Origin of the sequence: Fervidobacterium sp. 2310opik-2, assembly GCF_011057735.1 — a bacterium.
Lineage (GTDB): Bacteria > Thermotogota > Thermotogae > Thermotogales > Fervidobacteriaceae > Fervidobacterium > Fervidobacterium nodosum.
On the sequence record NZ_LNGG01000026.1, the window covers coordinates 104609 to 120422 of the forward strand.

Below are 15814 nucleotides of genomic sequence, written 5' to 3' on the forward strand. Positions count from 1 at the left end.
CAATTAGCTCTTATTTTCTGTTTTTATTAGTTCTTTTATCTTTTCTAAAATCTTAGCTTGATCTATTTTGACCACCGTCTTTTGGTTAGTATAGTCAGACTCTACAATAACCTCGTCATTTTCTGTAATCTTACTCTTTAAGAAGAGAGCATAAGCAGAGTATTTGTTGTTCGATTTAGATATCAAAATTCTTACAACCGATGTTTTTCTCCCATCTTCGTCTTTCCACGGAAGTTTCGGGAAAATTTTCATATTTTTCTTATCCTTCATATCTCTATACTGCACTGGTAAGCCTGTGATTCCCAAATTTAGTATACTTATCTTCTTATTTGGATTTTGCGCAATGAATTTCAATTCTTTGTATCCATCTTTACCATTTATGTACCTTATACTTTTCTTAAGTCTCTTGTACCAACCTAAATTTTTCGGGTTTGTACTGTATAGCTTTGAAAGTAAAAAAGAAAAATCATTTACTTCATTAATTACTTTTTTCAAAACATAGTTTTCTTTAAGGAGATTTGGATAATCAACTTCACTTTTGGTTTCGCCAAGAACGAGTAAACTATATTTATCTTTTTTGCCTATAAACTCTTCCAATGCTTTTTTGACTTCAAGTATTAACTTTTCAATATTTTGCTCGTTTAAATATAAATTTCTGTTAAAAGTTTCCCCTTGCTTTTGACCTGTAAACTTTACAATCTCAAATTCTCCAAAACCTTTTGTTGTTTTTGCACCAAAACCAGATAATACACTTACAAGTTTTAGTAACGATAATATAGCGTTCCATGTTTCTTCGTCTTGGACTAAAAACTCAAGATTAATTTTATTTCCGGGTTTCAAGTGCTCTACTAAATACTCTTCTCTGTCTTGTTTATTCAATTTGTAAGTTAAACCGTACAGAGCATATTTGTGCGCATAATTTCCTAAATTCAAATCGTTATTTGGATTCACTGGTAATCTCTGTAAATTTTGTGAGTTTTTATCGTAACTAACAGAAATACTGAACGGTGCTTTTTGCTTTTGTGAGCCAAATAACAATTCTTCAAAGTACATTAATCCTGGGTACTTGGACTTTCCGTATGTTTTTTCAATTTCTTCTCTTTGGCTTTTTGGAGCGTTTTGCAAATTTAGTTTTGTAATATCGATAACTCTTGGTGCAACTGCTCGGAACCAGTAATGCAATACACCTTTCACACTTTGAGGTCGTAGCTCAAAGGAAGTTCCGGAAGAAATTGAACCATCTTTGTTAGTTGAAATTTCTTTTGAAAACATATGAGTTACGACTGTACATTCCACCATTTTTTCTATCATTTCTTAATCACCTCCACAGTTTTATATGTCATTAACATTGTAATTACTAAATAAAGTCAATTGTCCAGGATTTTCAAAAGAAATGAAAAAGAAAGTGCTCATTTCTCACCTCCCCATGTCTTTTAAATTTTTCCGTGTTACTATTAGACATTTAAACAATACAGTTTTTCAATTCGCTTTTCTAATTATTAAACCTATTTCTCTTGTTATTATTATCTTATCGCCATCGTGCAATTCGTATACTTCATTTGGCATCATGCATTTGGAATTTAGATAAACAGGTGTTTTCTTTGTAATACGACTTGCATAGTATCTTTCTTTGAGTTTAAATATTTTCAAGTGTTTCCTGCTAACTAACTTTTCGGTATCAAAATCTCTCAAGTTTATATCAACTTCCCTGTCTATGGCACTTCTTCCAACAACAATTTCATCAAAGGAAAATTCTTTGTCGATTATTTTTTTCTTCAATTTGTAAACTTCTATACGTACTTTTTCGTCTATTGGTTCATAAGTAAATTGTACATTTTCCGTATTTCCTTCCGATGCTTTTTCATCTTCTTGCGAGGAATCTTTAAATTCTATGGATAAAAGCACAGAACTAATTATGTCATCATCTTCGTTATTTTCATTATCTTCTTCTACAACTATTTTTGAAAAATCATTGTTAGAAAATTCATCATCCTCAATAAATTCTGGAACAATATTTAATGTCCTTATGTCTTCCAAAACATTCTCTGGAAATACATTCTTTTCTTGAGTTGTTTCTTCTTTTTCATCATTTAGACTTTCTTCGTCTTGTAAGAGATTTAATGCGTCTAAATCATTTGTAACATCATCGCCTTCTTCAATTTTTAACTTTTCTAGATTGTCTAAGAAGTTTACATCTTCTTCGGTTGTTTCGGCATCTTCACTATCTTGAATTTCTTGAAAAACGTCGACTTGGTTGACTTCATTACTTTTGCTATCTGTTGAATCGTCTTGAGAAACGTTTAATTCAGCAGGAATTACTATTGGTTCATTTTTTTCTTCGACAGTTACTAAAAAACCACCACAGTCACAAAATTCAAGCGTATCATCTTGAATCTCCGCACCACAATTTAAACACTTTTTCATTTTTTATTTCACCCCTTTCTAGTTTTTTCTTTAATTTTCAACACCGCAAAAATCAAAACGGTTTAATTACCTCTTGGAGTACTTGACGTATTGTATTAAAATCTTTGATGTTAGTTCTAAATTCGTCATCTATAAGTTGGAGTATAGATTCTCTTATTTTTTGCCCAACCAAATAGCTTCTTGAGTATATTTTGGCGCTCATAATTTTATCTTTCTTAATTTCGTTTCTTAAGAATAAACCAAGAGTGGCAAGATCAAAAAGTAGTACTCCTAGTTGATATGAAATAACTCCAAATACCGATACTTTTATTTTCCCACCGCTTTCTATGTATTCCACTAATTCAGGAGGTGTATATCTTGAAATGATTAAATTACCAAATTTACTTGGGTCAACATATAAAGGATCATCAATATACCCATCTTTATGTTTCAAAATATAACTTTCACCACAAAACTTTATAATAGAATCTATCCCTAAAATGAAATGAGAAGGATGTATACCTACATAAGTTAGATTTTTAGAATAAAGGTATTCTTCAAAATCAATTATCTTATCTAAAATTTGGTCAATTACTCTTCGAGATCTTAGGTATTTACTGTTTCCAAAATCATCGTAAATTACATCGACTTGATTAGTAATACACTCAAGGAAATTAACAGTACCATAAATTCCTTTGACATATTCTTTGACTATATAAATTTTTTGCTTATCAGATTTTTTCTTGTAATAAATATCTACTATCTCTGGCAAGAACTCTGTTGATAAGTAATTATTTATCTTAACTATTCTTTCTGCTTTCATCAGTTTATACATAATTTGTTCATCGTTATCCTTATCGTAGTTTTTGAATGAAAATCTGATATACTTAACGTTTTTTATTGAAGTGTTTTCAACGTAGCTTTTATTAAAAGTTTTTGAATAATTATTTATCTTCAACATTTTCTCTTTATCTTCGTAATCCGAATTATATTTTTTCCATTTTAAGCTTACAGATTCTTTCAAATTAATATCTGAAACCATATCTCACACCTCCAAAATTTAATCTATTAAGTTGATATTATTCAAAACATCCATTACATCATCAAGCATTTCAGATGTGTTCTGATATCTATCCTTCGGGTTAGGTTGTGTTGCTTTTACAATAATATCTTTTAACTCCTCGTAGCAATTCAATTCCGAATAATCAACCTTAGCAGTAAACTTGTCTTTTGTAAGAAATTTTGATGGTGAGATACCCGTGAGCATTTCATACATTAACATACCAAGAGTATATATATCTGCTCTTTCGTTAAACTCGCTCTTAAGTGAGGGATTGGCAACTTCTGGAGGCATGTAACCTGGTGTACCAACTCCGTAATTCAAAACCCTGCCGTCTTTAGTTATTGTTGCGACACCGCCAAAATCTATAAGTGCTATGTTTTTACTCGGTGTCACTATTATGTTTTCTGGTTTCAAATCTTGGTAAACAAAACTGCTGATTTTTTCATCCTTAACAGCGACACGAGACATCTTTCTGAAAAACTTCAACAATTGCTTCGCCAAATTCAAAGTAAACATTTGCCAATCTCTAGAATTCTTGTTCTCTTCTTCTATGATTAACTTATCTAGTGTAAAGCCTTGTATGTATTGTAAGACTATGTACGGTTCATTGTACGCATACTCTTCCAGTAATGGTGCGCCGGAATCGACTTTACCATCTGGCCATTGAATTGTTGGGTTATAGTCTTCTATATAGTCACGAATCACAGGAGTGTTTGGAATATTCAAAATTCTCATATACCTCAAAACATTGAGCTCATATTTTATACTCCACCTTCTTTTCTTTATAATTTCCTCATTTTCTAAGTTTTGCCTTCTAATGCGATTTTTGTAATTTGTAGCTTTTATCAAAACCTTCCGGCCAAAAACATTTTTATCAGAAGCAATTAATATGAATCCAAAGCCTGATGAAGCACTTAAAACGTCATTTATAACATACCTGTTGCCAATTATTTTTGGGACAAGGTATGTATTGTTTCCTTTTTTAATTTGTAAAATGTTATCTACTTTTTCTGATGTAAAAGAATCTTTTGGATTGCTTAAATTAGTTGAATTATCTTCTTCTTTTCTAGAATTTATCCTCAAAATTTTTAATGTATTGAACAAAGTCATTTCAATCCCTCCTCTCACATTTTAATTTTCACAACTATTCCAAATTAATATTAGACATTTAGTAAATCAAACAGCGGTTTTAAGGTTAAATAAAAAGTTTTCTTCGTAATTTTTGATTTTTTCATAAATATCTTTGGCTTGAGAAAACAATATTTTCAATTTTTCTTCATCTTCAAATTTTTTAATTAAAGAAGAACCTTTGCCATTACTTTTTTCAGGGCCGTGCACTATCGCATTTCTTAATCTCCAAAGTGTTATAAAAACCTGTGAATCTGGTTTATCCAGAATTTTATTAACAAATCTTTTTGCTTTTTCTTTGTAACTTTGGCTAAAATTCTTTTTACCAAAAAACTTTCTGATAGTAACAACTAAAATGGCTTCGAATACAAGAGGAATGGCTTTAAAGTACTGTTCTCTCTCAAAATAGAATTCAGCTTTTTCCATATAAATTTCGTCTAAATAATTACATTTGGCAACTTTGTATAATTCATTCCGTATAGGTCTAAAGAAGTACAAATCTTGACCTATTTGTGATATTTCCTTGAACAGATCTATATCAACATTGTTTAATTCAAAGCTGACATACGCTTTTCTAATTTTATCTGCTTTTTGCTTGAAAATCTTCGAAGCAGGTTTGTAAAAATCGCCGCTGAACTTAAAAATAGCCATATTCTCATCGAAAGATATCATTTCTTCTAGTCCATTAAGCTCTAAAGCTGGTTTCAAATCATTATGGGATTCTCTATAACCATAAAAAATAGAGATTTTTTCTATTTCCACATACCTTGCTGGAAGAAGTATTCCTAAAGCCAAAAAGGGAATAAAGCGAATACCATGAGTAATATCTAAATAAACACGATTTATACCGTGAGCGACACTTTTCATAACGGCTTTTCCTATTTCCTTTTGCAATCGTGAGAAATTGTCTGTGCTATCGATAATTATTAGTTCAACGTCGTAATTAAGAAATTCTTTGAGTTTTGCGACCAACTTTTCCATAATTCTCTTCTTTTCTTTAATGTCGTAATCTCTTACCTTATCGAGAAATTTTAAATAATTTTCTCTATATTCCTCTGGAAAAATATCTACAAGCATTTCGAAATTTGAATTAGCCATTCCAAGTAAAACCATTTTCGTTATTTCTATATTTTTTGAAGAAAGATAATCATACAAAACCTTTCCGAAAAGTTGGCCGCAAAGCACTGAATCATCTGAAAATTTGTATTTAAAGCATTGTGTTTTAAAACTTTCATCTTCCAAAAAAGTTATAATTGCTGTTCCCATCCTTATCCCTCCTTTGGAAATCTTCCCAAATAATCATTAGACATTTACAAATTCCAAAGGAGATGAATAAGTTTGAACAAAGAAAAAAGGAGGAGTAAAGCTTCCTCCTCCTAAAGTAAAATGCCATTTTTAAATTTAAAAAATAAGTACGCTCCAACACTATGGTTTTAATCTCACTTCACAATCGTTAAACACAAATTGGATATTTTTGTCTTTTTCAGCAAAAATTTTTCCCTAAGTGCTTCAAAAACTAAAGAAAGATTCTATTAAACATGTTTTCAATTATCATCTTTTTCAGAGAGTATTTCCTTCCTAAAGGCTCCATTAATGTCTGTTAATAAATTGGAAACATCTCAGTTTGCATCTCTTTCAGAAAATAGCTCCTTCCTCTAAGCAGTTCTGAGTTTCCACAAAATTGAAAATACAACTATGTTGAATATTTCCAAGAGTAATAAACACATAACGAATTCCTCCAAAGTAGTTTATTTATTTCATTCCAGAACAAGCATTTTCAATATTTATTCTTATCAAACAATTTTCGCTATTAATTTTTAACAGGCAAATAAACAGTTCCAGCTTGGACTGTGTCAGGACAACTATTATCAGTTGGATAAGTTATAATTATCACTCAAGGAGGGGGTTTTCTTTTATGGGACTATCACTTAAACGTGTACTCCATAAAACACTACCATATCACTCATCGCTTATCGAATTCAAAGAAAAACACTTCAACACTTTTGTCAAGCAACTGCCTAATATCATTTCATGGGTTCAACACAGCAACGACTTCATCTACGACGTTATGATAGAACATATACCAGAGATAATACAAGAATCTAAAGAAAAACAAAAGGTAGGATTCATTTTGGCATATAGCTCACACTGGCGTCAGTTCGATGTAACTATCACTAGAATACGAAACACAGTATTCACCACCATAGCCAGGTCACTTGATAACTATGAAGAAGAAGACTTTAAAGAAGAAGGATACACACTAGTCAGCAAAGACAGAGATGTAGAAATCTACTTACACATACCTGACGCAACAGAACTTTTATACATTGGTATGGTATATACACTATTCAAATTAGACGAAAAAGACGTAAAAAACATAGAAGTAATATACTAAACACAGCACTGCAAAGGGTTTTTATTTTTTCTAAAGGCAAGTATAGTTACATAATTTAAAACGCCAATTTGATGATTTACAAAATGCCAAGTTAATACAACTTGGCATTTTTCATTTTTTTTAACACACAAACTATCCCCACCCAGATTTTGTCAAGATACTCTGCGTCAGTTGGAAAATTATAAGTCAAACAGAAGGAGTGCAGTAGCGTGTTTTCACAGGAAGTTGTGAAAGCTGAACAATGTTTCCATTTCTTTCAGAAAGCAATTCCTTCCTAAACCTATGGTTGTTTACAAAAAAGCTTGTCTTGCAATAGATTAATTCCTCCCTAAAAAAACAAATCATCAGCAACCTTATCAAGACTAGCATTGCTACTGTTTTCATCCGCTTCCAGAGGAAATTTCCTTCCTAGGATACCTCTCAAAAATGCCTCTCTAAATGCTACCTAGGCTTACTTTTCCATCTTTTTTCAAAGAGTAACTCATTCCTAAAGCTTACCAATCAGTGTTTTAGCCATCATTTTAGAAGATTTGTTTCCATCTCTTTCAGAGAGTAATTCCTTCCTGAGAGAACTGGCGGATACACTTACTGAAGTATTATATAGGTACTGTTTCCATCTCTTTCAGAGAGTAATTCCTTCCTGAGTATGGGAATTATGAGTATGGTTATAATTTAGGACAAAAGTTAGTTTCCATCTCTTTCAGAGAGTAATTCCTTCCTGAGTTGTTCGGACATGAATTTTATGAAGACTATGAGCTCACGAGTTTCCATCTCTTTCAGAGAGTAATTCCTTCCTGAGATAGGTCGTTTTTAATCGATCTCGTCAGGACCGCCTTAAGGTTTCCATCTCTTTCAGAGAGTAATTCCTTCCTGAGATAGGTCGTTTTTAATCGATCTCGTCAGGACCGCCTTAAGGGTTTCCATCTCTTTCAGAGAGTAATTCCTTCCTGAGAGTTACCTTTCAAAATGAGCATAAATTCTATTATCTTGAAACGCGATTTTCCCTACCTCAAAAGTTTGATTGTCTAAAAAATTTTTAGTTTGACTAATTTTGCTTTTATCTTCTTTATTCATGCCGATTCCCAACCTATTTTTTAGCTTGTTACCACTTAAATTAGTATGAATACTTGCTTGGTTCAATCTCTTCACAATCGAAATATGGTTGTAACAATAGGTAGGGAAACGGTATTTCGTAATGCTAACATTCTAAGATATTTGTCTATTTATGCGCTTCTTTGAATTTTAGCCAAGCTAAAAAGTTGAGAGGATCAATTATTCATGCCGATTTTGGATTGATTGAGTTTTTAGTTCTGTTCAAAAATGATTTTATTTAAATGCAATTAAGATTATTGCGAATGATTATCAACACTTTATGGGAGTTTTTGATTTTTTGGTGTTCTTTGATTAAATTATACCACATTTCTTTATTTTTTTGTCAATGAAATATCTTTACATTAATAAAAAAGGCCAAAGCTTGAGCGTATTCAAGCTTTGGCCAAATTCATTCGAGTATGTAATTGTAAGGTATGTATTCGTCTTCTTCTCCAAGTACGACTCGCGCGTAATGTCTTGCTTGTTTTTCAAATATCGTCCTTATGTAATTTTCCTCACCATCTAAGTGGTATATTAGTTTTTGTGACATCATTTCTTCGTATGCGCTTATGTATTTTTTTATTCCATCTTTACTGAAATAATAAATATCGTTCTCTTTTTTTTCAAAGTCTTCTTTGGTTACTGTCTTTAAATTTACTAGTTTTAATACGAAGTTGTCGATTATTATGCATCTGAATTCTTCAACTAAGTCAAATAGTAATGATTGTTTTGATACGTCTATTGTGTGTAGGTTACCTAGATATGGATCTAAGCCTACTGAGTTCAAGGCTAAGAGCATTTCAGTGTAAAGGAAGTAATATCCTAGAGATAGCATAGCGTTTATTTCATCTTTTGGTGGATGGGATGTTCGCCCTTTGAATTCAAATTCATCGCTTTTTAGGCATTTTTTGAAGCCTGAAAAGTATATTTTTGAACCAATTCCCTCAAATCCCATAACTTCGTTCACTGTTTTCGCTTTCTCGACTTTTTCGATTGTAACTCTTAACCCTGCTCTTTCTTCTGATAATGTACCCTTAGGTAGTCTTTTCGCTTTTTGTGATAGGTATTCATAGTAATTTTTTAGTTTTCCTCTTACTATTGATTTTGCTATTCTAAGTCTGAATTTTTCGTCACTCGCTCTTTCGTATTGTTTTAAGCGCAGTATTACGTTCCTGTATTCGTCTGTGTATAGTTTGCCTCTATAACGTCCATGCTGGGTCATGAATATTACTTCTATTTTGTTGTCTAAACAGTAGTTAATCATTTGAGTTGTTAAGGTTATATTCCCAAGAAGGTTTATTCTCTCTATTTTCTTTAGCGGAAATTCTCCTATTATTTCTTTAGCTTTTGTTACTATCATTTTCCCATCTTTTTTAGAGAGCACAGCGCCTTGTTCAATAATGTATACTGTAATATACATCACCACCTATATGAAGTATGGGATGTAAAATTTCCATTCACCACCCATAATTCCTATTTTGTCGTTGATGTAAAGTGTGTATGGGAGTTTTAGTCGCATGTATGGTGTTGGGCTGTACAAAGATGTCGATTTGTGGATTGTCTCTGCTATTTTTTCGTTTGTATAGTCTGTTTTGTTTAGTACTATCCTCATTAATATTGAACTTTGGTTATGATATGTCACAGGAAAGTATGTATACATTTCGTTTGAGAGCTTTATTAATTTTCCTTGTAAGTTCTGCGCGGAGTTTATTGTTGAGTCTTTTATTATTTCAGCAAATGCATATTTTAATTTCTGGCTTTCGAATGTTTCTTCTATATCATTGATATTTTCTCTGAACGAACCATCTCTGATAAATATAATTCTTTTGGGGTTGTCTTTGTAATTTATCCTGTAACGATTTAGTATTTTTAAAAGTTCATCTGAAAATATATCTGGATCGATTTTCTCATCTAAAGTCAATTTTTTCCTCACACCGATGTATATGACTTTTCCGATGAAATCTACTGCAGAAATTATCATCTTACTGGTTTTGTTTATTGTGTCGTTACTAAAGTCTATTCCTATTATTAATGTACCCGGTTCTATGTCTACATAGTATGGTATTGTTTCTGGAGTAAAATTGAGTGCTTTGTATGCAAAGCTGTTTATTACGAATATTTGTTTGTTTATAATGTTTTCTTTTAGTACTGGAAGGAGTATAAAGTTTTGAGGGAAATTTTTGATTAATGGCGTTATGTTGCCATGGTATTCGTCGAGTATAATTATTGCATATATCCTATCTTTAATGTTGTTAATTATTTCTTTATCAAGTGGTTCCAGAGATTCTTTTTCGTAATAGAACACTGAGCTGTTTGTTTTTGGATTTTTTATAAACTCTATTTTGCTAAACCCAAGATTTTTAAGCGCTTTTATAAACATACCTGTTGTTGGGTTGAGTATTTCTTTTAAAACTGGTAATAACTCTTTTAGTTGGCCTTCCGAAGAAAAGAAAAAAGTGAATTTTATGTCTCTCCCGTTTTTTATAGGCCCTAATTTGAATATTTCACTCGGCTTTTCAGAGGTTCCTTGATTAAATTTGTAAGTTATTTTCTCTGATATAATCTCTTCTTTAGTTACCCGATATTGACTTGAGAAATCGATTACGTCTTTTAAAAAAGATAGTTGAAATGGTATATTTTTGATTAGTTCAAAAGATTTTTCTTTGTAAAGTGTATGTATTTCTTTCAAAATTCCAAATTTTTCCGCTTCTTGAGATGAGAAGTTGTAGTGGTAATTATCTGGATTTTTAACGGTTATTTCTTGATTATTGACCAATATTTTAAGTTCATCATCAGATATCGATAAGACAGGGAAGGTTTTGCCTGAAATTTTGTTAAAAACAAAAGAGGTTTTAACATTAGACGATGTTACAGGATTTTTTGACAAAAAAGCAAATTTTGGAAGTATAGTAAGATGATGTCTGTCTTTTATTTTTTCAATTTTAATAGTATACGATAAGTAGTAAGCAATTTCTCCATTTGATTTGAATACTCCCAAAGGTTCTGGGGAGATGTATATATTTTTTCTAAAAACTTTCAAATATCCATTTTCGAGGAAAATCTTCGAAATGTACGAATATATTGTTTTTACAAATAAGCTTTCATCATTTTCAATTACTTCTTCCTGATCTATTTTGTACTTGTTGATTTCAAAAGGTACAAGCTTAGTATCTATCATTGGAAGTTCGACCCAAACAAGGTCATTCGAAGAAAAAAATCTTATTTTATTTACTCTCGATAGATTTTTCGCAAATAATTCTGGATTAGTTTCGCTGTTGTAAAAATAAAGTCTCTTGGTTTTTATCGGGAGTTTGATTGGAAACATGTTAAGTAAATATTCCATCTTTGGCACCTCCTTTCTTTAGTTAAATTTTTATACATTATCCTACAATGTAAAACTCTTCGTCGAAGAAGCTACCTTTATCAGTACCTATCGTTATTATTCTGTCCCTCAAATCTTTTTGAATAGGATATATCCTTACTGTATCTTCCGAAGTGTTTATTTTTTTCTTTATCCCCTTTATCATTGCGCTCAGTTGTTTTTCATTGAGTTCTGTCTCAAAGACGCTGTATTGGACTCTAACACCATAACTTTCAAGATATTTTGCAAGATGTCTTCGCCTTTTATCATCAACAATATCATAGCTTACAACATACATCATCCATTCTCACCCCCAATCGCTTTGTACAGGTTAAATTGTAATTTCCAAATCATCATCTTGCGTTTTTCTTATCCTCCCAAGCTCCGTTTCAATTTCACTTTGTTCCATTTTCATAGATAGTATGTTTTTTAGTTTCTTTATTTGACTCTCAATCTCTAATTTTTCCTTTGTCTTTTCGATTATCACGCTCGCGAGATCTTTTATATCTAAACTTTGTATGTACAAATTGCTGTCTATGTAGTTTAAAGGTGTGTTTAATGGCTCGCAAAATCTGCAGACACATTTTGATAAATCAATTGGCAGTTTTTTATTGAGTATGGTCTTTTTAATTTCTTCGCAGGTTATAGGTATTGTATTCATGGTTTTTATATGATTATCAATTCTTTGGGTAGAATAATTTATTGTCTTTTGGAGGATTTTATCAATTATGTTCCTACCGTCTTTTATTCGCACTAGTATTGATATTAAAATTCTTTCTTCATCTTCGGAGATAGTTGCTTCTTTCTCGATTTTCCCAAGAATTTGGGATAGGATTGAACAACTCTCCGAAAGTATCGCGGCATCACCAATGTACGACTCATTAATTTTCTTGCGTAACGATTTCTTGACCTGTAAAGTGTTCGACTGTACGCTGTTTTCATTGGGTTTTGAATTATTCTTTGAAACCTTTGGTATTTTCTCACCACTAATCTCAACCTCCTCAAGTTGTTCGGAGCTCCCAAAGAGTGACTTGAAGATTTTGTCTATATGCTCACTCTGGTTTGTTTGGATATTTAAAAGGAATTTCACCTGGTCATCTACTGTGTTTAAGTTCTCATCGACAAATACACATCTGTTTTTTGTTTTTCTGTGTATCCCCAACGGAGCTTTAATAAGATTGCCAAGACCTCCGTTAAGTTGAATTTGCTTTGGGAATATTTCTATTTTTATTCCTTCGCTTATTTGCACTCTTGATGAAAGTTTTTCAAGCATATATTTCATTTTGTATGCTGGTATAGGTTTGTCTAAAAATACCCAAATGTGGTAACCTTTATTCCCACTGAATTCTATGTACGAAGCTATGCCTTCCGATTTCAAAATTTTGTATAGCTCAATAGTTTTGCTCTTACATTCTGTTTCTAGAATATATTCTTTCTTTTCCATAAATGATTTGGAGATGTCTATATCTATCGCCCCAAATTTGACCGTGTCATTTGATTTGAGTACATAAATTCCTATTGTCTTTTTCCCAGATAAGTGCTCTATCACATCAATATCTGTTAAAGCTTTCCTAACTGGGAAATAACCATTGTCAGTCTGTAGTGCAAAAACATCCTCCCTTCCTGAGAATAGTTCAATAAACTTTTTTACATACGCAGCTTTAGGGTTTTGAAGTTCTTCCTCGCTTTTCAATTGTGAGACTTTGTTCTTCTCTCCCAACTTTTCGTATATGTAAAGAGCTTTGTCGTTGTAACCGTTAATTTCATACACTTCGGCAAGGAGTTTGAGTATTTTCTTTTTGAAGTATTTGTGAACTATAACTATCTTTTCGAGTATTTGCTGGGCTTTTTGGTATTCTTGAAATTCGTAAAGTAACAAAGCATACCTTATCAGCGACCCATCTTCTATTGTTAACTCGTTTTCACATTGCTTGTACAATTCTAAAGCTGCCCGGAAATTAAATCTCTTTTCATGCTCCAAAGCTTGTTTTTTCATTTCCGAAAGCATATAAATCATCTCCTAATTGTCTATTCTTTCTTTAATTATCTTTTAAGAGCAGCTTTAGCGCTTGTATTGTTTGCTGATTTTGGATATACAAGTTCCACAGGAATATAGGCATATTTGCCGTCTTCCGTTTTCTTTATATAATTGCGTGAAGCCATCTCTTTAATTAGTCCTTCTATTTCTTTCGCAAAGTATACTTTCCCTGGTTTGTAAGGAGCTTCTATTGTTAATACTTTTATTTCTTCCATACTCATTGGTCTGCCAGCCATTCTCAAATTCTTTATTATGAATCTCATATAATTGTATTGATATTCAGTAAACATACTTGTGCTTACCATGTAAGTAATTTTCTTTTCATTTTGAATGTTTTTCGAGCCATGTGCTTTATTTAATGATATCTCTGCTGCCTTTTCTTTTAATACTCTTTTTATTGATTGGTCCAATTCATTGTGGAAAACGTGAGAATGGCTGATAACTTTTTCAAATGATACCTTGCAACCCATTTCTTCAAATCTGCTCTTTAGTTGCAAGAATTTAATCCCACTTTCGGTGAAGAATTTTTCTTTCACCGTCTCTCTGGCAGATTTTTCTTCATAAAGTTCAAAATCGTCATCTTCTTCATATCCTTTAAATAATCCTTTTTTGCCATATCTAGTTAGAAGATTTTCTATATTCATTTGGTCAGTAGCCAAAACTATGTGTTCATTTTCGAAAGATATTCCAGACTTTAACAATGCTTCCATTCCAAATATTAAAGCCTTTATTTCGGCTTCAACATTTTTGAGATGAGTCTTTGGTCTGCTAAATTCAACCATAATTTTCTTTTTACCGTTTGCGTGTATCAAACAACCGTAACCGATAAGATCTGAAATGTAGCTTCCGTCTGTGTAAATCTTTACCATACCAAACACCTCCATTCATATTTTTGGTTTTCCATGTTATTATCAGACATTATACAAAAAACTTACGAATAGTTTGAATAATACTAGGGAATATGATATTTGAGAGTAAAAATTAGAATGGAAAATAAGTAGTTAGATATTGAAAAAGTAAAAAACCCAATCCCTTTTGGGATTGGGTAAAATGAAAGTCTTTTCTTATTGCATTTTTTTACTCTTTTACTGAATCGTCGGAAAGAAAGTTTCATAATTTAGCTTTGAACGTCTTAAAAATATTTCTTTCTTCATATTCGGATTATTCAAGAAATTTTCTATATCAAACTCAAGTACATCACCCAATATGATTGTTTCGTATTCATCCTCGACTTTTTTTGAAACATAGAACTTCCCATTTGGGTCGATGGAAGCATATCCTCCAGACATATAATCGTTGTCTTCGTATATAAATTGTCCTTTCCAGCCAGAGAGAATTTGCTTAACAATTTCAACCTTTCTTTCAAATTCTTCTTTACTAATTTCAAGTAAGCCTTTATTCGCTTTAGCTTTCCCTATCGATGGAAGATATTGAAATAGCTTCCATCTGTAGATATTCTTACCACTTATCCATCTAGCCACTTCTTCTATATCATCATAGTTCCATCTTGTTAAAACGCTGTTTACTTTAACAAACTTGCCTCTCGCTAAAGCTTCGTCAATTAATTCTTCGGCACGTCTGAAGTGATTTCTTCTTTTACCAAGCTTAAAATTCAAATCATCGTTTAGAGAATCAATATCAACTGATAAAATATCAAGACATTCGAATTCAACATTCCTTGTTCCGTTTGTAATTAATTCTGTTACAAATCCCAAATCCTTTGCATATCTTATTGCCTCAAATATATTCCAGCTCACTAAGGTTGGCTCTCCCCCAGCAAATGAAACCTTTGAAAACCCCATCTTCTTTAGATGGGAAAGTATTTTGAATAGCTTTTCTTTCTCAATTTCACCCTTACCAATGTGTCTATAGCAATAAACACAGTTGTAATTACACAAATCATTTACAAATATACTTGCGGAGTACATCCTAAAACACCTCCTGTCTTTAGTTTTCGTTTCTATGTTATTATTAGACATTTATCACAACAGAGAATTTATAGTGTATCACAAAAGCATATATTTGAAAGATTGCGTGAAAGTTTTATTGAAGAAAGAAAAAATAAATAAGAGATGTATTGATGCTGTTAACTAGTAGTGATGATGGAAGCTAAAGCTGTAATCATCTCATCTTCGTTCTCATATAACTTGCATAGGTTCCTTACTACACAAAAACCATTTACATAGTACCGTATGTTGCTAAATTTCTTGAAGCTCCTTTTCGCTCTAACAAACATCTTAAATAACGAAAATTTCGATTCACATTCGTTGTTTTTACCTAGTCTTACTTCTCTGTGCTCAACATTATCAAAATTTAGTTTCACTGCTATCTCGT

13 protein-coding genes and 1 CRISPR repeat array are annotated in these 15814 nt (G+C 31.8%); of the genes, 1 reads left to right on the forward strand and 12 read right to left on the reverse strand.

Annotation, left to right across the window (positions count from 1 at the left end):
• Positions 1-3 precede the first annotated feature (3 nt).
• The 5 genes from cmr1 to AS161_RS08465 form a co-directional block, all read right to left on the reverse strand.
• Positions 4-1311 carry a type III-B CRISPR module RAMP protein Cmr1 gene (gene cmr1, locus AS161_RS08445; RefSeq protein ID WP_164542464.1) on the reverse strand — a complete coding sequence of 436 codons (1308 nt, stop codon included), beginning with the start codon at positions 1309-1311 and terminating at the stop codon, positions 4-6.
• Between the two features lie 168 nt (positions 1312-1479).
• Entirely contained in the window at positions 1480-2424 is a 945-nt protein-coding gene (locus AS161_RS08450; RefSeq protein WP_164542465.1) for an FHA domain-containing protein, read from the reverse strand.
• Between the two features lie 52 nt (positions 2425-2476).
• The gene (locus AS161_RS08455) at positions 2477-3445 is read right to left on the reverse strand and encodes a hypothetical protein (RefSeq protein ID WP_164542466.1); all 969 of its coding nucleotides are present in this window, start codon (positions 3443-3445) and stop codon (positions 2477-2479) included.
• A gap of 18 nt (positions 3446-3463) precedes the next feature.
• Positions 3464-4576, reverse strand: coding sequence for a protein kinase (locus tag AS161_RS08460; protein WP_164542467.1), 1113 nt, complete (start codon positions 4574-4576; stop codon positions 3464-3466).
• A 66-nt stretch (positions 4577-4642) separates the two neighbouring features.
• On the reverse strand, positions 4643-5860 hold the full coding sequence (locus tag AS161_RS08465) for a TM1812 family CRISPR-associated protein (RefSeq protein ID WP_164542468.1): 1218 nt from the start codon (positions 5858-5860) through the stop codon (positions 4643-4645).
• 649 nt (positions 5861-6509) lie between these two features.
• Between AS161_RS08465 and AS161_RS08470 the strand changes: the two genes are divergently transcribed.
• Positions 6510-6989, forward strand: a complete 480-nt coding sequence (locus tag AS161_RS08470; protein ID WP_164542469.1) for a hypothetical protein — start codon at positions 6510-6512, stop codon at positions 6987-6989.
• Positions 6990-7521: 532 nt separating this feature from the next.
• Positions 7522-7941: direct repeats of the CRISPR family, unit length 36 nt; unit sequence GTTTCCATCTCTTTCAGAGAGTAATTCCTTCCTGAG.
• A gap of 549 nt (positions 7942-8490) precedes the next feature.
• Here the strand turns inward: AS161_RS08470 and cas1 are convergent.
• The 7 genes from cas1 to AS161_RS08505 all read right to left on the reverse strand — a co-directional run.
• Complete coding sequence (gene cas1 / locus AS161_RS08475; protein ID WP_241241368.1) at positions 8491-9501, reverse strand: CRISPR-associated endonuclease Cas1; 1011 nt, start codon at positions 9499-9501, stop codon at positions 8491-8493.
• Between the two features lie 6 nt (positions 9502-9507).
• On the reverse strand, positions 9508-11424 hold the full coding sequence (locus tag AS161_RS08480) for a hypothetical protein (RefSeq protein WP_164542470.1): 1917 nt from the start codon (positions 11422-11424) through the stop codon (positions 9508-9510).
• A gap of 37 nt (positions 11425-11461) precedes the next feature.
• The gene (cas2, locus tag AS161_RS08485) at positions 11462-11743 is read right to left on the reverse strand and encodes a CRISPR-associated endonuclease Cas2 (protein ID WP_164542471.1); all 282 of its coding nucleotides are present in this window, start codon (positions 11741-11743) and stop codon (positions 11462-11464) included.
• Positions 11744-11773: 30 nt separating this feature from the next.
• Entirely contained in the window at positions 11774-13450 is a 1677-nt protein-coding gene (locus tag AS161_RS08490) for a CRISPR-associated primase-polymerase type A1 (protein WP_164542472.1), read from the reverse strand.
• A gap of 35 nt (positions 13451-13485) precedes the next feature.
• Positions 13486-14349, reverse strand: coding sequence for a hypothetical protein (locus AS161_RS08495; protein ID WP_164542473.1), 864 nt, complete (start codon positions 14347-14349; stop codon positions 13486-13488).
• Positions 14350-14565: 216 nt separating this feature from the next.
• Positions 14566-15408: a radical SAM protein gene (locus AS161_RS08500; RefSeq protein WP_164542474.1), complete on the reverse strand. Its 843-nt coding sequence runs from the start codon at positions 15406-15408 to the stop codon at positions 14566-14568.
• Between the two features lie 158 nt (positions 15409-15566).
• Positions 15567-15814: DDE-type integrase/transposase/recombinase (locus AS161_RS08505; protein ID WP_164542475.1), on the reverse strand; the 248-nt coding region annotated here is incomplete at its 5' end.